General features: G+C 49.6%; 26 protein-coding genes and 4 tRNA genes. 24 read left to right on the forward strand and 6 right to left on the reverse strand.

Annotated features, from left to right (window positions below; translation table 11 throughout):
- Window positions 1-45 precede the first annotated feature (45 nt).
- The 9 genes from gspG to gspD are packed head-to-tail and all read left to right on the forward strand — an operon-like array spanning window position 46 to window position 7,632.
- Window positions 46-474, forward strand: a complete 429-nt coding sequence (gene gspG / locus CEK71_RS03420) for a type II secretion system major pseudopilin GspG (protein ID WP_088618072.1) — start codon at window positions 46-48, stop codon at window positions 472-474.
- Window positions 465-974 (forward strand): GspH/FimT family protein, encoded by a 510-nt coding sequence (locus CEK71_RS03425; RefSeq protein WP_088618073.1) that lies wholly within the window; start codon window positions 465-467, stop codon window positions 972-974. The genes gspG and CEK71_RS03425 overlap by 10 nt, the downstream gene beginning before the upstream one ends.
- The gene (locus CEK71_RS03430; RefSeq protein WP_251827528.1) at window positions 958-1,383 is read left to right on the forward strand and encodes a type IV pilus modification PilV family protein; all 426 of its coding nucleotides are present in this window, start codon (window positions 958-960) and stop codon (window positions 1,381-1,383) included. Before CEK71_RS03425 ends, CEK71_RS03430 begins: the two co-directional genes overlap by 17 nt.
- Entirely contained in the window at window positions 1,380-2,063 is a 684-nt protein-coding gene (locus tag CEK71_RS03435; protein WP_088618074.1) for a prepilin-type N-terminal cleavage/methylation domain-containing protein, read from the forward strand. The genes CEK71_RS03430 and CEK71_RS03435 overlap by 4 nt, the downstream gene beginning before the upstream one ends.
- Window positions 2,063-3,076 (forward strand): type II secretion system minor pseudopilin, encoded by a 1,014-nt coding sequence (locus CEK71_RS03440; RefSeq protein WP_232463756.1) that lies wholly within the window; start codon window positions 2,063-2,065, stop codon window positions 3,074-3,076. Before CEK71_RS03435 ends, CEK71_RS03440 begins: the two co-directional genes overlap by 1 nt.
- Window positions 3,051-4,175 (forward strand): PilN domain-containing protein, encoded by a 1,125-nt coding sequence (locus CEK71_RS03445; protein WP_088618075.1) that lies wholly within the window; start codon window positions 3,051-3,053, stop codon window positions 4,173-4,175. Before CEK71_RS03440 ends, CEK71_RS03445 begins: the two co-directional genes overlap by 26 nt.
- Entirely contained in the window at window positions 4,162-4,764 is a 603-nt protein-coding gene (gene gspM / locus CEK71_RS03450; RefSeq protein ID WP_088618076.1) for a type II secretion system protein GspM, read from the forward strand. Before CEK71_RS03445 ends, gspM begins: the two co-directional genes overlap by 14 nt.
- Window positions 4,761-5,450, forward strand: coding sequence for a hypothetical protein (locus tag CEK71_RS03455; RefSeq protein WP_088618077.1), 690 nt, complete (start codon window positions 4,761-4,763; stop codon window positions 5,448-5,450). Before gspM ends, CEK71_RS03455 begins: the two co-directional genes overlap by 4 nt.
- Window positions 5,443-7,632, forward strand: a complete 2,190-nt coding sequence (gene gspD, locus CEK71_RS03460; RefSeq protein ID WP_088618078.1) for a type II secretion system secretin GspD — start codon at window positions 5,443-5,445, stop codon at window positions 7,630-7,632. Before CEK71_RS03455 ends, gspD begins: the two co-directional genes overlap by 8 nt.
- A 319-nt stretch (window positions 7,633-7,951) precedes the next feature.
- On the opposite strand, the gene rpiA is transcribed toward gspD, so the two are convergent.
- A complete protein-coding gene (gene rpiA, locus CEK71_RS03465) occupies window positions 7,952-8,605 on the reverse strand; it encodes a ribose-5-phosphate isomerase RpiA (RefSeq protein ID WP_088618079.1) in 654 nt (217 codons plus the stop codon).
- Window positions 8,606-8,686: 81 nt separating this feature from the next.
- On the opposite strand from rpiA, the gene ilvA reads away from it, so the two are divergent.
- The gene (gene ilvA / locus CEK71_RS03470; protein WP_088618080.1) at window positions 8,687-10,210 is read left to right on the forward strand and encodes a threonine ammonia-lyase, biosynthetic; all 1,524 of its coding nucleotides are present in this window, start codon (window positions 8,687-8,689) and stop codon (window positions 10,208-10,210) included.
- Between the two features lie 53 nt (window positions 10,211-10,263).
- Here ilvA and CEK71_RS03475 read toward each other — a convergent pair whose 3' ends face one another.
- On the reverse strand, window positions 10,264-11,142 hold the full coding sequence (locus CEK71_RS03475) for a pirin family protein (RefSeq protein ID WP_088618081.1): 879 nt from the start codon (window positions 11,140-11,142) through the stop codon (window positions 10,264-10,266).
- Window positions 11,143-11,451: 309 nt separating this feature from the next.
- Here CEK71_RS03475 and CEK71_RS03480 point away from each other — a divergent pair, with 309 nt between their 5' ends.
- From CEK71_RS03480 to CEK71_RS03495, 4 genes are all read left to right on the forward strand, one after another.
- On the forward strand, window positions 11,452-12,024 hold the full coding sequence (locus CEK71_RS03480) for a PEP-CTERM sorting domain-containing protein (protein ID WP_146054494.1): 573 nt from the start codon (window positions 11,452-11,454) through the stop codon (window positions 12,022-12,024).
- A gap of 248 nt (window positions 12,025-12,272) precedes the next feature.
- Window positions 12,273-14,342, forward strand: coding sequence for a carbon starvation CstA family protein (locus CEK71_RS03485; protein WP_088618083.1), 2,070 nt, complete (start codon window positions 12,273-12,275; stop codon window positions 14,340-14,342).
- Window positions 14,342-14,530: a YbdD/YjiX family protein gene (locus CEK71_RS03490; RefSeq protein WP_088618084.1), complete on the forward strand. Its 189-nt coding sequence runs from the start codon at window positions 14,342-14,344 to the stop codon at window positions 14,528-14,530. The genes CEK71_RS03485 and CEK71_RS03490 overlap by 1 nt, the downstream gene beginning before the upstream one ends.
- A gap of 67 nt (window positions 14,531-14,597) precedes the next feature.
- Window positions 14,598-14,673, forward strand: a tRNA-Lys gene (locus CEK71_RS03495).
- 57 nt (window positions 14,674-14,730) lie between these two features.
- On the opposite strand, the gene CEK71_RS23855 is transcribed toward CEK71_RS03495, so the two are convergent.
- The 3 genes from CEK71_RS23855 to CEK71_RS03510 form a co-directional block, all read right to left on the reverse strand.
- Window positions 14,731-14,856, reverse strand: coding sequence for a hypothetical protein (locus tag CEK71_RS23855; protein ID WP_269766603.1), 126 nt, complete (start codon window positions 14,854-14,856; stop codon window positions 14,731-14,733).
- A gap of 261 nt (window positions 14,857-15,117) precedes the next feature.
- Complete coding sequence (locus CEK71_RS03505; protein WP_088618085.1) at window positions 15,118-16,449, reverse strand: hypothetical protein; 1,332 nt, start codon at window positions 16,447-16,449, stop codon at window positions 15,118-15,120.
- Entirely contained in the window at window positions 16,446-16,934 is a 489-nt protein-coding gene (locus CEK71_RS03510; protein ID WP_088618086.1) for a hypothetical protein, read from the reverse strand. The genes CEK71_RS03505 and CEK71_RS03510 overlap by 4 nt, the downstream gene beginning before the upstream one ends.
- 480 nt (window positions 16,935-17,414) lie before the next feature.
- On the opposite strand from CEK71_RS03510, the gene CEK71_RS03515 reads away from it, so the two are divergent.
- The 8 genes from CEK71_RS03515 to CEK71_RS03550 all read left to right on the forward strand — a co-directional run bounded on the left by CEK71_RS03515 (window position 17,415) and on the right by CEK71_RS03550 (window position 19,893).
- Window positions 17,415-17,490, forward strand: a tRNA-Ile gene (locus tag CEK71_RS03515).
- 6 nt (window positions 17,491-17,496) lie between these two features.
- Window positions 17,497-17,570 (forward strand) — tRNA-Gly (locus CEK71_RS03520).
- 53 nt (window positions 17,571-17,623) lie between these two features.
- A tRNA-Met gene (locus CEK71_RS03525) sits at window positions 17,624-17,699 on the forward strand.
- A 170-nt stretch (window positions 17,700-17,869) separates the two neighbouring features.
- On the forward strand, window positions 17,870-18,145 hold the full coding sequence (locus tag CEK71_RS03530) for a response regulator transcription factor (RefSeq protein ID WP_088618087.1): 276 nt from the start codon (window positions 17,870-17,872) through the stop codon (window positions 18,143-18,145).
- A gap of 177 nt (window positions 18,146-18,322) precedes the next feature.
- Window positions 18,323-18,553, forward strand: a complete 231-nt coding sequence (locus CEK71_RS03540) for a hypothetical protein (protein ID WP_088618089.1) — start codon at window positions 18,323-18,325, stop codon at window positions 18,551-18,553.
- Between the two features lie 15 nt (window positions 18,554-18,568).
- The gene (locus CEK71_RS03545; protein ID WP_088618090.1) at window positions 18,569-18,943 is read left to right on the forward strand and encodes a hypothetical protein; all 375 of its coding nucleotides are present in this window, start codon (window positions 18,569-18,571) and stop codon (window positions 18,941-18,943) included.
- 1 nt (window position 18,944) lies between these two features.
- A complete protein-coding gene (locus tag CEK71_RS23860; RefSeq protein ID WP_269766604.1) occupies window positions 18,945-19,073 on the forward strand; it encodes a hypothetical protein in 129 nt (42 codons plus the stop codon).
- A 244-nt stretch (window positions 19,074-19,317) separates the two neighbouring features.
- Window positions 19,318-19,893, forward strand: a complete 576-nt coding sequence (locus CEK71_RS03550; RefSeq protein ID WP_088618091.1) for a Rha family transcriptional regulator — start codon at window positions 19,318-19,320, stop codon at window positions 19,891-19,893.
- 93 nt (window positions 19,894-19,986) lie between these two features.
- On the opposite strand, the gene CEK71_RS03555 is transcribed toward CEK71_RS03550, so the two are convergent.
- Complete coding sequence (locus CEK71_RS03555; RefSeq protein ID WP_198328448.1) at window positions 19,987-20,634, reverse strand: hypothetical protein; 648 nt, start codon at window positions 20,632-20,634, stop codon at window positions 19,987-19,989.
- Between the two features lie 383 nt (window positions 20,635-21,017).
- On the opposite strand from CEK71_RS03555, the gene CEK71_RS03560 reads away from it, so the two are divergent.
- Both CEK71_RS03560 and CEK71_RS03565 read left to right on the forward strand, forming a co-directional pair.
- Complete coding sequence (locus CEK71_RS03560; protein WP_088618093.1) at window positions 21,018-21,530, forward strand: hypothetical protein; 513 nt, start codon at window positions 21,018-21,020, stop codon at window positions 21,528-21,530.
- A gap of 2 nt (window positions 21,531-21,532) precedes the next feature.
- A complete protein-coding gene (locus CEK71_RS03565; protein ID WP_088618094.1) occupies window positions 21,533-21,907 on the forward strand; it encodes a hypothetical protein in 375 nt (124 codons plus the stop codon).
- Window positions 21,908-21,913: the final 6 nt, after the last annotated feature.

A 21,913-nucleotide genomic window follows, 5' to 3' on the forward strand; every position in this document is an offset into this window, starting at 1 on the left:
TATGCCGACCGCACTTACTTTTTCGCTATTTTACTGGAAAACATCATGAAAAAAACCCACATCCCAGGCCAGTCAGGCTTTACCTTATTGGAGTTATTGGTTGTTTTAGGCATTATCGCCATGCTGGCGGGTATTGTCGGCCCCCAAGTGATGAGGCACATGGGCGAAGCCAAAACCAAGGCGGCGAAAGTCCAGGTTGAAGATTTGTCGGCCACCTTGGATATGTATAAGCTGGACATAGGCCGTTACCCCACCTCAGAAGAAGGCTTAAAAGCCTTAATCGAATCGCCCGATACTGCCAAGCGCTGGAACGGGCCGTATTTGCAAAAAGCCCAAATCCCTTTAGACCCTTGGCAAAACGAATACCACTATGTCGCCCCTGGCGAACACGGTAAGTTTGACCTGTATTCTTATGGCGCTGACGGTAAGGAAGGCGGCGAAGGCGAAGACCAGGATCTGGTCAGTTGGCAATAATTGCCCACCCTGCATCCGGGCCTGCACCTAGGCTTGGCTTTGCCCGGTCACAAGGCTTTACCCTTATTGAGCTGATTGTCGTTTTGGTGATTGTGGTTTTGGGGTTTGCCGCGATAGGTATCAGCATGTCTTCAGGCCATGACACCGCCGAAATTAAGACGGCGGCCCATGATATTGTCTCGGCCTTACGCTTTGCCAGAGGCGAAGCGTTAATGAACCACGAAGCGACCACCGTCGATTTTGATCTGGACAACAACAGCTACACGGTCAGCCACAGGGAGCGGGTTTATGAAATCCCTAAAGCGGTGAGCCTGACGGTCGTTACCGCGCAGAGCGAGTTGACCGGACAAGGGCAGGGCAGTATCCGTTTTTTCCCTGACGGTTCGTCCACGGGCGGGCGGGTGACGCTGGAGCGCGAAACGGCAAAATGGCAGATTGATATTAACTGGCTGACCGGGGCGGCGGAACTCAATGATACCTTTGATGACGGGCATAAGTAAGCAGCGCGGTTTTTCCTTGCTGGAAATTTTGATTGCCTTTTCGATACTGGCATTGTCGATAGGCATTTTGCTGAAAATATTTGCCGGGGGTGTCCAAACCGCCGCCGTGGCCGAAGATTATACGGTGGCGGTGCAATTGGCCGAATCGCTGATGGTCAGGGCGGGGGTGGAGACACCGTTACAGCCCGGACAGGTGCTGGGGCGTGACAATGACAAGTATAACTGGCAAGTGCTGGTCAGCCCGTACCGTTTTACACCCCCTGAGGTTGACCCTACCACCCTAAAAACCGAGTTTTTTGTGGTCGATGTGACGGTGTCCTGGGATGATGGAGGCGGTAAGGGCAGGGCTTTGGAGTTGTCTAAGTTAAAACTGCGCCTGAAAGAAACAAGCACGGAGCCTGCCCAATGAAACGCTTAAAAACTGCGCTAGGCTTTACCTTAATAGAAGTGCTGATCGCCATGACGCTGCTGAGCATTATGGTGGTGCTGTTGTTTGCCAGTTTAAAAATCTGTGCGCAAAGCTGGGAAAAAGGCGAAAGCAAAATGGCCGACGTTAATGAAGTGGCGGTGGTTTATCACTTTTTCCAGCAACATTTGGCGGTCGCCAAACCGCTATGGGATGATTTTTCTATCAAAGACCAGCGGCAATTGGCCTTTCAGGGTGACGAATTGTCTTTGCAGTTTGTCGGTGAGTTTCCGGCCAGCGCCGCGAAAGTGGGCGACCAGTTATATCGGTTGCAATTAAAGGAAGTTGAGGACAGCAAGCTGATTAACGTGTCTGTGACCCCGTTTTTGCCGACTGCCGACAGCGGTGAGTTGCCCAAAGAAGAAATACCGTTAATCAAGCATGTGCGTAATGTCTCTTTTGCCTACTTCGGCCCCGATGAAATGGGTGGCGAAGGCAGTTGGCAAAGCCAATGGCTGCAACGCGATAGCCAGCCGCAATTGGTTAAAATCAGTATTGAATTGGATAACGCCATGTATTGGCCAGATATGATTGTCGAATTGAAAGTGGCGGGTTCGCAGATTGGTGCCGATGGCGCGGTAGAAACCGCGCCGGAAGAGTCGGCGGAAGGGGCTGCCCAATAATGGCGGGGCAATTATCCGGCAAGGGCCGTACCCAGCACGGCTTTGCTCTGATTTTAGTCTTGTGGGTATTGAGCCTGCTGACCATTATGGCGGGTAGCTTTGCACTGAGTATGCGGCGCGAGGCGACGCTAGTGGCGGGCATTAAAAACACCGCCAAAGCCGCCGCCTTGGCCGAGTCGGGATTGGCCATCGCCGAGGCGATGCTGATGCTGCCCGACCCTAAACAGCGCTGGTTGGCGGACGGCAGCATTTATCAGATTGACACCCCAGGGGCATTTACAGCCGCAGGCGACATAGGCGGACATATCCGTATCCAATTATTTGCCGAAACCGGTAAGATCGACATGAATAAAGCGGAACAGAAGCTTTTGGAAAGCCTGTTCCAGCAGTCGCCTCTGGCCGACGATGAAAAGGCTCAAGCCAGGCTAGTCGCCGCCATTCTTGACTGGCGGGATGCCGATGATGTGGTGCATCTTGAGGGGGCGGAAAAACAAGAATATAAGGATGCTGGCCTACGTTACCAGCCCGCTAACAAACCGTTCCAAACCTTAGATGAATTGCGCTTGGTGCTGGGTATGGAGGAGGCGACGTTTAAATGGTTACAGCCTCTGGTCACTGTTTATTCAGGCCAACCCCAAGTTAACGCCCAACAGGCGACACCGGAAGTTTTGGCGGTGTTGCCTGATGCGGATATCGCTTTGTTGCAAGATTACCTGAAAAACCGCCGGGACAGCATTGTTAATGATCTGCCGATCCCTGCCGCACCGGTCGCCAATGCCAAAAATGCCCCCTTGGGCGATAATGAGGTGCTGACCATTGTCTGTGAGGCGCGGATGGATGACGATGCCAGTGCGGTTATCAGTGCTATCGTTAAAAAAGGCGATGGGCAAGGCAGCAAACCGTTTCAAGTGTTAAAGTGGCAAATCCCCGTTACCCATAATGAATCTTTATTTGCCGAGGCAAAAAACGAGTTGCTCATAAAAGACTATGCCGAATCTGAATTCAACCATTGATATGGATTTTAAACGCTTCCTGCGCTGGTGGCGGCGGGAACTGATGTTTTTGGTGCCTGAAAAACTCAGGCATCTGGTCACCGACCAGCATGGCCTGTTAGTTTTCAGCCCTGAGCAATCGTATTTTAATGTGAGCTATACTTTTGCGGGGGAGAGCATATTTTTAGCGACCCTGGAGCGTAACGAAACGGGGATTGCCCAATTTAAGGCCTTACAAAGCAGTGACGAAAAATACGCCAAAGCGGGTGCGGTGTTACGTTTAGGCGAACACGACGCGCTGCACCGCGAACTGCTGTTGCCCGCCGCCGCTAAAGATAATCTGCAACAAGTCGTCGCTTACGAATTGGACAAGTACACGCCGTTTAAAGCCGAGCAAGTCTATTTTGCGGTGAAGGCATTGGAGCCGCAAACGGAGCCGGGACATATTAAAGTCGTACTGGTGTTGACGACGCGGGAATTGCTCGATGGCTTTTATGAGGATATGAAGGCGTTCGGCCTGTCGCCGCTCTTTGCCGATTATCAGGGCTTTGCCAATGACTTGGAAGATGACTATCGCGCCTATAACCTGTTGCCGGAGCAGTTCCGGCATAAAATCGCCAATACCTCGCGACTGATCCATTCGGGTCTGCTGGTAACTGCCGGGCTGTTGCTGCTGACCGCACTGACTTTGCCCTTGGCGTTGCAATACCAAACCGTAGACGCGTTGGCGGAAAAGGTTAAAGTCATTGAAAAGGATGCAAAAAAAATCAAAGCCCTGCAACAGGAAGTCGATTCGGTCATTAACGAAACCCAAAAGCTCTTGGATGAAAAACGTGGCCGCCCGAATATGGTGACCATGCTTAATGAATTGAGCCACCTCATCAAGGATGACACTTGGCTGGCGTATTTGCAGTATTCGGACGGGCATTTGCAAATCCAAGGCGAATCGCCCGCCGCATCGGCGCTGATCGGGGTTTTGGAAAGCTCGGATTTATTCAATAACGCCCGCTTTGCCTCACCCGTGACCCAAAACACCGTCAGCAAGCTGGAGCGTTTCCAGATTACCGTCGATGTGACCGGCAGCATTCCCCCTGGAGGCAATACCGATGAAAATCCTTAAGCAGCCTATCATCAATAACATTAATAAAGACCGTTGGCTGGCCGTCGGCCTGTTAGCAGGCGTGGTGCTGGTGGTTGGCTCGCTGGTGCTGATACCGCTGGTCGGCCAAAGTTTAGATCTGCACGATAAGAAAGAAGGGCTGTTGTTTAAGCTGGAACAATACCAACGCATTTTGGCGAAAAAAGACGCGGTGATTGCCAGCATGGAGAGCCTTAAGGTACAACATGACGAGCAAGGCTATTTTAATAGCCAACAAACCGATGCCTTGGCTTCGGCGGAAATGCAGGATTTTATCAAAAAAAGCATTGTTGATGCGGGCGGGCAATTAAGCAGTACCCAAGCCATTCCGGTCAGTCTTAAAGGCGGTTTTAGCCGCATTACCGTTAGGGTCAGGATGACCGGCAATAGCGAAGTGCTACGCGCGGTGCTTTATAAAATTGAAACCTCCACGCCGCTGATAGTGGTCGACCAAATTGACATTCGGCCTATGCGCGGGCGCAGAAGCATGACTTCGCATAAAATCGAGCCCAGCAACGACCTTAATGTCAATTTTCAAGCAGTCAGCTTTATGAGAAAAAAGCCCGAATGAACAGCAAACTTGTAAAAGTGTTGGGGGCCATCTGCGGCGGCTTGTTGTTGGTGATTGGCGGCGAATGGTTTTATGCCAGCGTTAGCCAACAGGAATTGTTAAACACACAAATCCCCAAAGACAACAAGCCCTTAGCAGATGCAATGCCCACCATCAACCTGACCGAACACGACGAAGAAAGCTATGGTGATTTAGTCAACCGACCTTTATTTATTGAAGGCAGAAAACCTGTTAATGAGCCGCCGCCGGAGACCGTTAAAGGCCCGGCAGTGACGGTTAATTTTGATTGGGTGTTAAAAGGTATTGTTTATAGCAGGAAAAGTGGTTTGTTGGCGTTATTGACCCGCCCTGCCACCGTCAAATCGCCCAAAGCTAGCAATAACCGCACTCAGATCCGCTTAGGGGCCATATTGGATGGTTGGCGGCTGGCGGAAGTCACTGCCGATTATGTGGTGTTCACGTTGGATACTGATCAGAAACAATTATTCTTGCACAAAGCTAAGCCTAAAACGCCTACCCGATCCGGTAACGCCACACCACCGCCAGGTGTGCAGCCCGAAGGGACACCGCCAGAAGGTACCCCGCCTGAGGGTGTGCCGCCGCCTGCTCCCGAACAGCAGCCGGAAGATTTGATGCCCGAACCCGAATCACCAGAAGACCTCATTGAGAATAGTGAAAATGAATAATGCCCCAAAAATCACTAACGTATCCTGTCTGCTTGCGTTAGGTTTATCGTTGTCCAGTTGTGAGCATCTAGGCTCTAAACATAACCAATTGCTACCTTTGGAACCGATCAAAGCGCAGAATGCCAAAGATGCCGAAGTTTTTAAGGATTTACAAAATAAACCCACTAACAGTACAGTACGTCCCCCTGCCGAAATTTATAAGGGTACTGACCGCTATATTGCCCCTTCAGGTGGGTCAGGCAAAGTGACACCAAAAACCGGTTCTTACACTATGGATTTTGATGACACAGATTTGGCGGATGTTGCTTATGTGGTATTCCATGATGTGTTAAAACAAAGCTATGTTATTAACCCTAAAGTAGTCGGTAAGGTGACAGTCCACACCAAAGAACAGCTGACAGACGATGAAATGCTGTCAACCTTTGAAACCTTGTTGCGTATGAACGGAGCCGCATTAGTTAAGCAAGGTACGGTTTATCATATCGAGCCTGCCGCTGATACTTTATATAATTCCGATATTACAAGCGGCGGTTCCAATGCTGGCCAAGTGGGTTATCAGACCCGTATTATCCCGGTCAGAAATGTCTCCGTCACGGAAATTGCCGAGGTGATTAAGCCCTTAGTGCAGGAAAAAACAATCCTACATGTCGATAGCACACGCAATATTTTGGTGGCTTCGGGTACGGCGGATGAAATGTCGCGGGTGATGGATTTGGTCAGTACCTTTGACATTGATGTCTTAAAAGGCCGTTCTTTCGGCTTATTTCCGTTGGTGCATAGCGACCCGGAAGACGTGGCGAAAGAGCTGGAAGAGATTTTTGTCGGCAAGAAGGGTAAAGAAGAGTCCGAGTTTTTCCATTTTATGCCGCTTGAGCGTTTGAATGCCGTGCTAGCGGTTACCCACCAAGGCCGCTACTTGCAGGATATTGAAAGTTGGGTATTACGCTTGGACAAGCCTAATACCGCCAGCGGCGGCGGGGTCAATGTCTATAAAGTACAACATGCCGATGCCGAAGAGCTGGCGGATACCTTAAATGAAATTTTTACCGGCGCACAACACCAAGACCGTTCGGCAAAAGTCTCACCTGGGCAAAAATCCACTGAGCTAAGCAATAAAAATAGCGGCTCTAACAACAGTTCTAACCCTAACAGCAGCACAAATTCCGCCACCGGTTCCGGTTCCAGCTCTAGTGCCAGCAGTAAGCGCTCCAAAAAAAGTACGGGCCGCAGCACCGGTTCGGCCAGTACGGGTACGGCGACGGTCGCTAATGTTGACGATGTGCGCATTATTTCCGATAAGACTAACAACGCCTTGATTATTGTCGCTACCCCACGCGAATATGAAGTGATTTTGCCTGTTATCAAGCAATTGGACATTTTGCCGCTGCAAGTGCTGATTGATGCGACGATTGTATCAGTGACTTTGCAAGATGATTTGAAGTATGGGATACAGTGGTTTTTGGACCATCAAGGCAGCAGCATCAGCAGTGGTGTGACCAAGGCCTCGCAGCTAGGTAGTGTCGGTACTGCCGCGACGGATGCGTTTGCCACGGGCGGTTTGAGCGCGGTTTACAATTCGGGGGTGATCAGTGCCTTATTAAGTTCGGTGGCGGCAAAAAATAATCTGAATGTCATTTCATCACCGTCATTAATGGTGCTGAATAATCAGGAAGCCACTATCGAAGTGGGTGACCAAATCCCCATTTTAAGCAGCAGTTTGTCAGGGGTCAGCTCGGCCAGCACCAGCGGCCTAGTCACCAGCAACTCGATACAATATAAGGATACCGGGGTGACGCTTAATGTTACGCCACGCGTTAATGCCAATGGTATGGTGATTATGGACATTAAGCAGACGGTCAGCGACCCTAAAACGACGACGGTCAGCGGTATTGATTCGGCGACCATTTCGCAAAAGAAAATCGAAAGTTCGGTAGCGGTGGTGGATGGAGAAACGATTGTTTTAGGGGGCTTAATTAAAGAGGAAAATACCTTTAATAAATCGGGTATCCCTTTTCTGAATCAACTGCCTTGGGTAGGGCCGTTATTTGGCACAACGACTAATAATAAGGATAAAACGGAATTGGTTGTGCTGATTACGCCGCGTGTGGTGAAAAGTAAACATGATTCCAGATTAATTTCGACCGAGTTCAGACGTAAGCTGACGGGCATTTACCGCCAATAATTTTCCTGACCTAGGGAAGGAAAAGCCAGCCACGATGAACGGGCTGGCTTGGCTCTTATAATGGGCATAAAGCACCCATGCCTTAGCTTAGGAATGCGCATGAATAAAATCTGTTGGACACGCGAAAGTACGGCAACCCCCTCCCAGCCTCCCCCTTGGCAGGGGGAGGGGCGTTTTCCTCTTGATTTTCGCCTGTATGAGGTGGAAGTCATTTGCTCCCTCCCCTGCCACAAGGGGAGGGCTGGGGTGGGGTTCAACACGCTGAGCTGCAATGGAACGCCTACTTAATTTTATACACGTTCCTTAAGGTGCGCAGCAATTAAAACGTAATAATTTGCTCGCCATCGCTCACTAAGACAATATCCGCAGGGCGGGCGGCAAACAGGCCGACGCAGACTACGCCGGTGATGTTGTTAATTGTCCGCTCTAAAGCAATCGGCTCGGCGATGCTAAAGCCATGCACATCCAAAATGTGGTTGTGGTTATCGGTCACGCAGCCTTCGCGCCAGACCGGTTGGCCGCCCAATTTCACCAATTCTCTGGCGACATAGCTTCTGGCCATCGGGATAACTTCGACAGGCAACGGAAACGCGCCCAGCACATCAACCCGTTTGCTGCCGTCAGCGATACAGATAAATTTTTCGCTGGCGGCAGCGATGATTTTTTCGCGTGTTAAGGCCGCACCGCCGCCTTTAATCAGCTGTTTTAACGGATTGATTTCATCCGCACCGTCTACATATACTTGCAATGGGCCGACGGCGTTCAAATCCAATACGGGGATGCCGACTTTTTTCAGATGTTCGGTTGTGCCTTCCGAACTGGACACCGCACCTTCAATTTCGCCTTTAATATCCGCCAGATAGTTGATGAAGTGCTTGATGGTCGAGCCTGTGCCGACACCGATAATGCCGACATCTTTTACATAAGGTAACGCGGCATGGGCGACTTTTTGTTTTAATTCATCTTGTGTCATAGTAGGGGTTGTTCCTATAAAGTGAATGGGGTGTGCGATAATACCCCAGAAACTAGGATTATTCAGCCCATTTTTTAAACCATGCCCGAAAAATATATAGAAAAAATACTCCGCGCCAGAGTTTACGATGTCGCCATAGAAACCCCTTTAGACTTTGCCCCGTCCTTATCGGAACGTTTAGGTAACGCGGTCTTTTTAAAGCGCGAGGACTTACAGTCGGTGTTCTCGTTTAAATTGCGCGGTGCGTACAACAAAATGTCTTTGTTGCCTGACAGCGCCAAGCAGCAGGGCGTAATCGCCGCCTCGGCGGGTAACCACGCCCAAGGCGTGGCGTTGTCGGCCAAACGCCTGGGCATTGACGCGTTAATCGTCATGCCCACGACCACGCCTGAAATTAAGATTAAATCCGTCCGTGCGATGGGAGCCAGCATTGAGTTGTTTGGCGACTCCTACAGCGAAGCCTACACCTATGCCCAGCAGTTGGCGGCAACGTCGGCCCGGGTGTTTATCCACCCTTATGATGACCCGGACGTGATCGCCGGGCAAGGCACGGTGGCGATGGAAATCTTGCGCCAACAAACCGCCGCCTTAGATGCTATTTTTGTGCCGGTGGGCGGCGGTGGCCTGTTGGCGGGTATCGCGGTCTATGTCAAATTTGTCCGCCCTGACATTAAAATTATTGGGGTCGAGCCGGATGATGCCGATTGCCTGAATCGCGCCTTGCAGGCAGGCAGTCGGGTGGTGTTGGATCAAGTCGGTTTGTTTGCCGATGGGGTCGCCGTCAAACAAGTCGGTGCCGAGCCGTTCCGTTTGGCGCAAAAGTATGTTGATGAAGTCATCACCGTCAGCACCGACGAGATTTGCGCGGCCATTAAGGATATTTTTGACGATACCCGCTCTATTGCCGAACCCGCCGGGGCGTTGGCGATTGCGGGCCTAAAAAAATATGTCGAACGCGACCAAGTGTCCGGTCAAACCTTGGTCGCCATCGACAGTGGTGCGAACATCAATTTTGACCGTTTGCGCTATGTTGCCGAACGGGCGCAAGTCGGCGAACACCGGGAAATATTGCTGGCGGTGAGCATTCCCGAAACGCCTGGCAGCTTTTTGGCGTTTTGCCGTTTGCTGGGCGGGCGGAGCATCACCGAATTTAACTACCGCTATTTTGACGCGGCACTGGCGCAAGTGTTTGTCGGCCTGTCCAGCAGCGGCTTAGAGTCCGACCGCGCCACCGTGATCGACCATCTCCAGGCGCATGATTTTCCGGTCACGGATATGACCACCAATGAGCTGGCAAAAGAGCATATCCGCTATATGGTCGGCGGCCACGCGCCTTGCGAGTTGCACGAAATTATCTACAGCGTCGAATTTCCTGAACGGCCAGGGGCGTTGTTAAAGTTTTTACTGGAATTGGGCGGGCGCTGGAACATTAGCCTGTTTCATTACCGCAATCATGGCGCGGCTTTTGGTAAAGTGCTGATGGGGTTGCAAATGCCGCCAGAGCAGCAAGCTGCTTTTGAGCAATGCTTGGAGGCGTTGGGTTTTTACTATCAGGAGGCGACGGCCAATCCGGCTTACCGTTTGTTTTCTGGGGGGATGCGTTAAGAAGGCCACGAAAGACGGCAACGCTGTCTTTCGTGGCAGATCATCGGCACAGGCTATAGGGTGGTCAATACGCCTGCCCGATAATCGCGGAAAGCTTGCTCAATTTCCGCCATCGTGTTCATGACAAACGGCCCGGATTGTACGACAGGTTCACCTAAGGGTTGGGCGGCGAGTAGTAACAGCTTGGCGGGGCTAGCGCCCGTGCTTAGGATGATGCCGTCGCCGTCGGTCAATTGTCCCAGTTGCCCCGCTGTTAACACCCCGCCATCGGTATCGACGTTAAGCATACCCTGATACACATACAGCACGGCGGTATGGGTCAAGGCCACGGGGACGGTCAGTTGCTGGCCGGGGCTAAGGCTAATGTCAAAATACAGCGGTTGGGTGGCGGCTCCGCTGACGGCACCTGTCACTGTAGTTTGCCCATCGGCATAGTCGCCCGCGATCACTTTAATAGAGCCGCCCTCCGCCAAGCTGAGGCAGGGGATGTCGGCGGCGGCAATGTCCTGATAATGCGGCGGCTTCATCTTATCTTTGGCGGGCAGGTTCAGCCACAGTTGGAAACCTTGCATCAAGCCGTCTGTTTGCTCCGGCATTTCCGAATGGATAATGCCGTGCGCCGCCGTCATCCATTGCACATCACCCGCGCGTAAATGGCCTTGGTTGCCTAAATGGTCGCGGTGCAGCATCGCCCCCGCCAGCATATAGGTTACGGTCTCAAAGCCCCGGTGCGGATGTTCAGGAAAGCCGCCGATATAATCTGTCGCCTCGTCGGAGGCAAATTCATCCAATAATATAAACGGATCGAAGGCGTTGCTGGGGGTAGGACTGATGATGCGCTTTAATTTAACCCCTGCGCCGTCGGAAGTGCGTTGCCCGTTGATCACTTGGGCTAAATGGCGCGGTTGGCTGAGGGTGGGGTTGGTTGTCATAGCAGTCTCCTATAATAAATGTCATGTCAGGATTTAAGTTGCGTAATCGCATTATAGTCGGACTGAGTAGAATAAAAAGCGGTATATTTTGGTTTTTTTAATCAAGAAATTAGATGGATTAAAGGGATGGGGGAGGGCTGATAAAAGCATTTGCCATTGCCTTAACGACAATAGGGTGTCGATTTTCTTTACAGTGTAGGATGTATGTGGTTATTTATTATTTTGATAATAAAGGACTTTTGTATAAAGGTGTTATTATTGCTTATATTTAAGGTCTGATAATCCTTAATCCCTACAGAGAGTATAATTATGAAGAAAACAGCATTTGCTATAGGTCTTATGTTAGCTTTGGCTGTACCCCAAGTTAACGCCAGTATCTTTGATTTTTCCTATTCGTTTACGGATGCGGGTAGTGCCAGCCATACCATAAGCGGTGAAATGGTGGGGACGCTACAGGGCGACAACAATACGGTCGATGTCAGTGCCATCCAAAACCTGATTTTTGATAGCTTGGCGCAACCGTCAATGTCTTTTACTAGCAGTGCCGATGTTTTTTTCGGGGATGGCTCCCTCATTCCGGCAGTGACGTTGGATGGTAGTTTCATGGATTTCTATGCTTGCCATACCCTAGGCGGTTCTAGCGGCTGTGACCTCTATGTGGTCATCAATAATGGCAATGGCATTGCCACCACGCAAGGCTTTTCGGATTTTACCTACCAATCCGGCGCTGATTTTAGTAACAACACCTTTTATGGCAGTCCTTTCGTATCCGCTAATTGGACTATGAGCGAAACCAGCCCGGTTCCCGTACCGGCCACTTTGCCGCTGTTGGCTATCAGCGCTGGCGCGTTTGTTTGGCAACGCCGCCGCCAAAGCCGTTAAGCCATACGGTTAACAGCTATCTGCCAAGCCCGTACCCGCCAATCATGTGTCGGTATGGGCTTCCCATTCTTAAAAAACGCCCGTTTTTAACGGCAATAGGGCATGACAATCTTGCTTAATTTTGCCATTCTATGCCAATATGGCCTATGGCTGGCGGCTTGCCATTCTTAAAGCCTTCGCTTTTCCCTTCCCTATAATAGACAGTTAAGCGCTTAGGCCTTAACCCTGACCTATACGAGCACATCCCCATGAAGAACCTACAACAAACGCTTATCTGGCTGACCATCGCCATCATTGGCGCGGCGGCGGTCGGCGGCATTGCCCTACAGCGCGGCGAGAGCATCAATGCCCTCTGGTTTGTCACCGCCGCCTTGTGTGTCTACGCCATTGCCTTCCGTTTTTATGCGGCCTGGATTGCCGCCACCGTATTAGAGGTTGACCCTAGCCGCGCCACCCCCGCCGAACGCTTGGATAACGGCCATGATTTTACCCCTACCCATAAATGGATAGTTTTCGGCCATCATTTTGCCGCGATAGCAGGCCCTGGACCCTTAGTGGGGCCGACCTTGGCGGCACAGTTTGGCTATCTGCCGGGCACCTTATGGATATTATTTGGCTCGGTGCTGGGCGGTTGTGTGCAGGATATGGTGACGTTGTTCATGTCCACCCGCCGCGATGCCAAGAGCTTGGGGCAAATGGCCCGCGATGAACTGGGGGCGTTGGGCGGCACGGCGGCGTTAATCGCCACTTTCACCATTATGATCATCCTGATTTCCGTTTTAGGCCTGATTGTCGTCAATGCGATGAAACATAGCCCGTGGGCGACCTTTACCGTGTCCGCAACCATCCCGATTGCCATTATCGTCGGCTTTTATATGCGCTATTTCCGCCCTGGGCAAGTGCTGGAAGCCTCGGCCATCGGTGTGGCTTTGCTGTTATTGTCTGTGGTGGGCGGCAGTTGGATTGACCAGCATCCGGTTTTGCATGGCTGGTTCGACCACGAAGGCCTGACTTTGGCATGGTGGATTATGGCCTATGGTTTTGCGGCGGCTATTTTGCCGGTCTGGATGTTGCTCGCCCCGCGTGATTACCTGTCCACTTACATGAAGCTAGGCACGATTACCTTGTTGGCGGTGGCGATTATCGTCTTACAGCCTAGCGTCAAAATGCCCGCCATTACCCAATTCATTGACGGCACCGGGCCAATATTTGGCGGCAAACTGTTCCCGTTCGTCTTTATCACTATTGCTTGCGGTGCCATCTCCGGCTTCCATTCGCTGGTCGCCTCCGGCACTACGCCCAAGCTGTTATCGAATGAGCGCGACATCCGCACCATCGGCTATGGCGGCATGTTATTGGAGTCTTTTGTCGCCATTATGGCAATGATTGCCGCCACAGTGCTTGACCCCGGCGTATTCTTCGCCATCAACAGCTCGGCGGGTGTCGTCGGTAAAGAAGCGGCGGATGCCGTGGCGAAAATTTCTTCCTGGGGCTTTCCGGTCAGCGTCGGACAAATGCAGGACTTAGCCACAGCGATGGGCGAAACCACCCTGTTTGCCAGAACTGGCGGCGCACCCTCTTTAGCGGTCGGTATGGCGAGCATTTTCGGCAGTGCCTTCGGGCAAGGCATGTTAGCGGTGTGGTATCACTTCGCCATCATGTTCGAGGCCATCTTCATCCTGACGACCTTAGATGCTGGTACCCGTGTCGGGCGGTTTATGCTGCAAGACATGCTCGGCAATATCTGGCCGAAAATGGGCGAAACCTCATGGACACCCTCCGCCGTCATCACCAGTGCCATTGTCGTAGCGGGTTGGGGCTATTTTCTTTATATCGGCGTGATCGACCCGAATGGCGGGGTTAACATCCTCTGGCCTTTATTCGGCATCGCCAACCAAATGCTTGCCGCAATTGCTTTGTGCGTATCGACCACAATTCTGGTCAAGTCCGATAAACTGCGCTATGCGTGGGTGACGGGCTTACCGCTGACATGGTTGGTTATCATCACCAGCACGGCGGCTTGGCAAAAACTGACCAGCGCCGATGTCCGTATCGGTTTTTTTGCGGGGGCCAATGACCTGAGCGCAAAATTGGCAAGCAACAGTCTGCCGCCGGAAAAAGCTCAACACGCCCCGCAACTGATCTTTAACCTGCATTTAGACGCTTATATAACGTTGGCGTTTGTCAGCCTGCTCTGGCTGATTGTGTTTGATATGCTGCGCGTATGCAGCCGCTATGTCAGCGGCAAATCTGTGCCGCCGCTGAGCGAATCCCCACACATCCCTAGCCGTTTAGTCGAAGACTGGGTGCGTGACTGATGCTGCTGAGTAAACTGAAAATTTTCTGGCGCGGTGTCCGCCAATTGTCGGGCGATGACGCTTACGAACGCTATTTGCGGCATTACGCCCAACACCATGCCGACACCGACACCCCGCTGCTAAGCAAAGCCGAGTTCTTTAAACAATGGCAAGATGGCTTGTGGCAGGGGGTCAGGCGCTGTTGTTGAGATAAAACCATTATTTAACCTTGTGCGTAAGGGGGTTGTGCTTTATAATTGTATCCCTTACGCATTTGGGGTGTTAGCTCAGTTGGTAGAGCAGTGGACTCTTAATCCATAGGTCCAGGGTTCGAGTCCCTGACACCCCACCATATTATCAATAACTTACCGTTATGGATGAAATTACGGTTTACCATACATGGTAAATTTCATCCGTTGACTACCCTCAGCATCGTGGTTTTCTCCGCTTCCGGTAACTTTTCTACCGCTTCTATCAGTTCTTTTATCTCCGCTGGCGAGTAGTGCGTCGTGATGTCGCCGTCGATGTGGTGCATAAGGGCTTTTCTGGTTTCCAATGTAACCCCTACTGACCTCAACCGCCTGGCGAAAGTATTGTAAATTTGGCCGATATTTGGCGTGTTTTTAGTGAGATATTTGGCGTGTTTTTTAACTGTTAACCGGATAAAAAACACGCCAAATATCGGCCAAATTTACTACACATTTGCCTGTTATTTGGAAAGCGTTTAGTGAGTTATTGGAGGTTAATTTAACGCTAAAAATTCTTAATCAACAACTCTTCTAGCTTCCCATTTACGCTATACATAAATTGATTCAGAGGTTTGAATAACTGCGACTATTTGAATATTTGTAGATGCAGCACCAGTAAAAGTAAGCTTGCATCCTCCATTTGAAGTATCAACCGCAGCTACTAAAGTCCATGTACTAGAATTAAAAAGATTAGTGACCAAAGAATATCTTAAAACTGTAGAAGCAGCATTAGCTCCCCTTACCACACAACCTTCTATTTTCCATGAGGCGCAGTTAGTAGAGTTTTTTTGCTTTGCAGTTACCGTACCAGTAAATGTTATCGCTTGCTGATTTTGACAAATTATCTGATTATTTGTACTAGCTGCCGCAGAGTTTGTAGTAAGAACCTGAGCTGTACCGTTAGTTGTCCTATTTTTAAAGATTAAAATGCTTGTCTGACTATCTCCAGTTGATAAAAAAGGAAGATAACCTGAGTAGGAAAACTGCCCAACTATTGGTGTATTAGCTCCTATTCCACCCGGAATAGTTCCGTAATCAGCATTAATTTGATTACCAGCCGCTCCGTAGCCACTAACAGTAGTTCCTCCACCTGCGATAGTTCCAAAGGAGGCGTTAATGGTGTTACCTGTACCACCTCCAATACGAGAGGCAGTTCCTCCAGAATTTATAGAATTAGCGTTACCGCCGCCAATACTCGCCCAAGTAGCTCCTGATGCTATGTAGTTACTGAATCCTCCTGGTATTACACTGTAACTCGCATTAGCTTCATTAGACCTACCACCGCCAATAAAACTATAATCTCCAGCCGCCACATTGGTTTCTGTATCCCTAAATAGTTGTAAGTCTACAGCATACTGCCCACGTTTATTTCCTCCTGCTATTGCATTGTCAGCTACCGCCAAAGAAAAACTTCCGGTTCCTTTTGGAACTATACTAGCATCAACATTAGTTGCCGCGTTAGTAGTTAATAAATAGGCTACAGGTATAGTGGCGTTAGGTGCAGAGGAGTTGATTCCATCAGTCCAGTTGGTTAGTCCACCACCACCAGCTGTTACCCATTGCGCATTATAATTTGTGCTATCAATCTTAGACAAAACTTGATTTGCCGTACCACCGACCGGCACTCCTACCCCCGTTGCCCCTGTGGTGCCGGTCGCCCCCTGCGGCCCCGTTGCCCCCTGCGGCCCCGTCGCACCATCTGCAACTCCAAGAATTTCCTTAGCCTGTTCACCAGTCAAAACCTCAGGCTTTCCAGTCCCAGATGAAATACGTCCGATTATTGACGCGGTGGCAATATCTTCCAAGCTAGACAGCGGCACCGGTGCTGCATCAGTAACTTCAACAAATCGCATCAATTTACGGTCATACTCAAAGCTCATAACGCAACCTCTTCAATCCCAAAGCCGCCCGAATACTCGCTAAAATTGGGATACGTCAACGCCGTCAAATCAGTAGGATTACCCAAAAATGCCTTGGCAAACCAGTTGCTATCCGGCACAGCTACCCCGCTGATAATATGATAATCGGGCAAGCCATCCGCAAAAACCAGTTCTCCAGTCAACCCGATAGTCCGCTGCATAGCATAAACCCCGCCTAGTACCTCGGCTTCCTTCAAATGCTTCCAAACAACTGTAGCCGTGCGTATCACCGGATATTTATAGAAATACTTAGCCCGTTGCTTAGTCGTCTGAATCTCAGAAAAATCCACCACGCCCATAGAAACGTCGCCATACTCAACATTTTGCAGCGGCGCAAACGCATCCCCAACAAACACCCGCCCTAACTCCACATAACCCGCCGAGTTGCTATGGTCATCAACCGTATGCTCATCAACCCACGCATTTAAAGCCGCGGCATCGCTCATATCTGCAACACCAAACCTCTGGCTTAATTTTGCCATAGCTACGCTAAAATTAGCGGGCGGCGTATATCTGCTGTAGAAATGCCCCCATGCCTCCATAGCGTTAATGCAAAGCAGGAAATCACCAACCGGATCAACCCCCGGTTTTGCATCTCAGATCAAAACGGGGCATCGCCGACTGCCGCCTAAACATTACAAACGGGTATCCGAAAAATTTGGCATACCCATAGAGGACTTGTGTCCTAAAGAATCCGAACCCCTCGAAAGTTAAGACGTTAGCACTCTAGGCTATCTTGGGGTGGTAAGGTTTTTTCGGTTTACCTTTAATAAACCGTTTGCTCACTGGATGTTTGCCGCACATGAACCAGCTTAAACCATCATGTAATAGTCCAATTGTTGTATGACTAAAGAGGGACTGTACCCTCATACGGCTTAAGTTGTACGCGCTTTGCGCAGGCTGTTAAAAACTCTACAAAGAATTTAGTGCCGCTAGCTCAATGGTGAGAGCGGTCCGCTCATAACGGATCGGTTCACGGTTCGAGTCCGTGGCGGCGCACCAAATTTTGCGGGTGAGGCCCATCGGTTGGGCATTGGGCTTCCATCCCACATAGGCGGGTTCGATTCCCGCCACCCGCTCCAAATGCTGGTTTCCTTGTATATCTGGCGAATAACAAAAAACAAGGTGGATTTACAGCGGGGTGGAGCAGTTGGCAGCTCGTCAGGTTCATGCCCTGAAGGCCGCAGGTTCAAGTCCTGCCCCCGCTACCAAACAATAGCACGCCGCTGTTGGTTGCCTAGCCAAGGCCCCGTCCAGTTGGTAGCTGGACGGTTTTTTAACGGTTTTTAACGTTTTTATCAATTTCCGGGATTCGTGATTATTTTCTATTACTTTTACAGTTAACGGTATCGGCAAAAATACTGATATTTAGGGAATTTTTATGGAAATTGATGATGCGGTAAGAATTACCGAAAAGCCCAGCAAGTTTACCGCCCGCGAGCTGGAGATTATCCGAATGTTGGTGAGCGGTTTTAGCGATGACGGCATGTCCAGGCTTTTAAACCGTTCGACACGCACGATTGCGACGCATGTGCGGAACGTTTACGAAAAGTTGGATATACCTGATTCGAAAGATGTTAACCCCCGGTCGTTAGCCATCCTGAGGTTGTTGGCTTCCGGCATTATTTCAATAGAGGGGCGGAATGCAAAGCAGTAAGCAAGCACTATTCCTGATATTGGGAATAATCGTTCTGTGTGTGTTTTATGCGTCGGTTGTTACGCTAATTTTTTTAAAAATAGCGGGCGATTTTCTGAAAATAGCCATCACGCTTTTCGAGCTGATAACAACCTTTTTTAAAGAGCTGGCCATTTATATTGAAGGATTGGCGAAATTATGAAATTGAAATCCATCTTGATTGTTTTGTTGGCGGGCCCGTTTGTTACGTTGGCTGTGGTTTGGTTAAGCATGAATTTTTTGACGTGGTTCGGTGGGCTTGACGGTTTGCTGGCCAAGGGCTTTGTGGTTTTGCTGGGCATTATCGTGGTCGCTTCGGTGTTGCTGTTTTATTGCGCACCGTGGGCTGTGAACAGAAAGGCTACAGTTTTCTATAAGCCTAAATTTTAAGCATTGGGGGGACTTATGAGCGCATTGCAGGAACGGGTTCATCAACTGGAAGTCGAGCAGGCCGTTTTAGCCAATATTATCACTTGGCTGTTACGCGGCAAGGTCGGCGCGTCCAGTAAGACTATGTTGGCGTGGTATCTCGATAGAGGCAGCGAAGACGCTTACTATCCGCTGGACGGCTCAGACTTTGGCCGATGCCTTGGCTTTTTGGCCGCTGTTCCTGCCGCTGCGGAGGATATGTCCATCTATGCCGGGATTTCTCCGGTTTGGGCGCGGTTGGTGGGGCGTTGGGAGGAAATCAAGCGGCTGTATGTTGAAGAGGCCGCTATCGAAAATTATGCCATGCCGAAAACCAGCAACCTTATCCGCATGATTGTTAATGGTGGGTAATATGGATGACTTGTTTTTAGCGGTGGCCGATACGGGCAATAATTTGGGTTATGGGGCGATGGCCGTCATAGCAGCGTTGGCGTTGGTGACGGGTTTGGCGTTGTATTCGCGATTTTTGGTTAAGCGGTGATCGGCCATGCCGGGCATGACGGATACAGGACGACCAAGCCTGGAAACTATAGCCCAAAAGGCGCAAACACTCATGCGCTTTTTTTATGCGTGCGGAAAGCTGTTATGGTGATCCATGCGGGAATCCCTTTGGGGATTGCCGGTTCCTATAGTCCGGTTCTTGGTCGACCTGCACGGGTCGCCACCCACTTCATGACCAAGAAGGTGGGTAGCGATTGTAAATACAATCACTATAGGAATACCTCATGAACACTCAAGCCACGCCCAAATTCTGCCCACATATCGCTGTCATTGACGGGCAACTAAAAACCACCTCCCTAAAAATTGCCGAGCATTTCAACAAACGTCATGATGACGTTCTTAAAAAAATTCAAAACATGAATTGTTCGCCTGAGTTTAACGCCCGCAATTTTGCGGCGGTTGAATACGAAGACGCAAAAGGCGAAAAACGCCCGGTCTACGAAATAACCCGCGACGGCTTCACTTTCTTGGCGATGGGTTTCACCGGAGCCAAAGCGGCGCAGTGGAAAGAGGCTTACATCACCGCTTTTAACCGGATGGAAGCCGAGCTGCAAGGCACACCGTCCCAAGAGCTGCCTAAACCTGGAAAGTCCAAAATCACCCGCACCCTGACGACCTTCCAGAACGGTGAGGTCATTTGTACGGAAAAGATGGGCGATAATATGCGTATGGTGTCCGTTACCAATGTCGAGGCGTTTTGTGATTTTATCTTGGATATTATGCCGCTGGAGTTTGCGCCGGACGTGTTGAAGGCGTTGGCCAGGAAGGTGATTGGGACTAGGGTTGTGGGTGGGGTTTAGTTAAGCAGGAAAGTTTGGGACGCGCCGCTTGGCGCGTCCTTTGATTGACTTGTTAGGCGCTATTTATCATAACCAAACATAAAATAATTATCACTAACGAAGGATTCTAACAATTTCTGATAATACAACATCTAAAGATTGTCGAAAATCAACTTGAACTGAATTTGGTAGTGATTCCGATTGCCGTATTTGTGTATGTAAAAAAGAGTCACCAATCTTTCGTGACGATTCTTCTAAATGCTTCACGCTCTCACGAAATGATTTTGTTCCTGAAGGGTAATTATTTGCTACTTCTTTGAAGCTCTTACACTCAAATATTGGTGGTATGTGGTCAAGAATACAACGAACCAAAAGAGGTAGCGCATAGACTTGGCCTGTTTGATAGCCTAAATTTAGCTCTTTACAAATATAAACTAGCCTAGTTAGATCAAACTTACTGGATAGTGAAGAAAGCTCATCAATCCTTTCTTTACTTACATATAAATCGCCTTTTCTATTTGATAGATTCTCTGAAACAAAGTTTAGAGCTTTATTATCGGCTTCAATGAAATCATTAGATATTAGGTCTTCAAAATCGTGAGATTCTGCAAAACGCAAATGCCTATTAATATCAGCCCTTTTTGGGAAACTTTCATTAGCTAGTGCTTGTTGCCAATGGCTCTCTAAACTATCGCATTTAGCAGAAATATTTTTACATAAAATTTTTATTGCATCAGAATTGGGATTTTTTCGACTCAGCATAAGGCATTCCCAAAACAAACCCCTTAATTCTTGTGTTTTCTTTAGGTATTCTAAGTACCAGTTGATTGAATCCATTGAAGTAATATTAGAAAAGATTGTTTGCCTGACGCAGCACTAACTGGGCGCTGTCAAGAAAGTTGAAAAACAAAACTGCATTATAGCCGCGCTCCTACTTTAATGATGCGGCGGCGTGATATGTTGCTTTCCAAAAGATAAAGGAGCGCAAGGTTTTTAAAATATACCCCAAAACTCTTGTGTTAACAATTGCTATTTATACAAAGCGATCTGTTACTCCCTCTCCCAAAAAATCAGGAAACCCCGCCAATCTCGCCGTTGGCAAAAGCTATATTGCACCGACGTTAATTTTATTGGGTTGGTGTGTTATGGCAGTTAGTAATGGGGTGTATTTAAAGCAAAATTGGTCGAGCATTAGAGCGCATGGCGATAAGGTCATTAACAGCGACGGTACGCTGGAGATTATCGGCATGGGTCATGAGGTTCTTTGGAACCTGACTAAGCAGTTCCCGTGGCCGATGGCGACGGTGGCTGGTGAGATTGAAATCCCTGGGCCTTTAGGGATGACGATGTTTCAACCTCAGCAAACTAAAATTAACCACCAAGGGCAGGTGGCGTTCCAAGAAGTTAGGGCAGGGGAAATTGATAACTTACTTATTGACCTTATTTATGGCGGCGGTAAGTTTGACGCGCGGGTTTATGAGGGTACGCCCACGGCTTATTTGCGGAAAAAAGACATTTACGAATGCTTTATTGTCGTGGATAACCCTGACCGCGATTTTGAAAACCGCAGCCAGCCCTTGCTCATTTCCGGCAATATGTTTTTTCATTATTTTGGCGAAATCGAGCAGGGCAATTCGACGGATTACCGGCCCGCTTAATTATGTTGTTGGGCGAGTGGGTTAACACGTTTTACACGGTTGAGCGGCCTGATGTGCAGATGTTGGAGCTGCCGACGGTGTTGGCGCAGGCGGTGCGGGCGGTGGGGTTTTATGCGGGGTATGCCGCCATCGCCAGTGCGCCGGATAATAACCAAGCTATCGATGCGGACACTGATGTGTCATTGTCGGTATGGGCGGTGATCCGGCCTTTGTTTTTGCTGTATGTGGAGCGGGAAACGGCTTTGCAGCTGGAAGCTTCGCGGATGCAGGGGATTGATGTGTTTGGCCGTAGCGTTTCGGAAATCACGGCTGAGATTGCCTCTATTGAAGACGGGTTGCCGTATAAGGCCTTTTCTAGGCCCATTATCAATTTGTAAGCCACG

It is taken from the genome of Methylovulum psychrotolerans (genome assembly GCF_002209385.1).
Lineage (GTDB): Bacteria > Pseudomonadota > Gammaproteobacteria > Methylococcales > Methylomonadaceae > Methylovulum > Methylovulum psychrotolerans.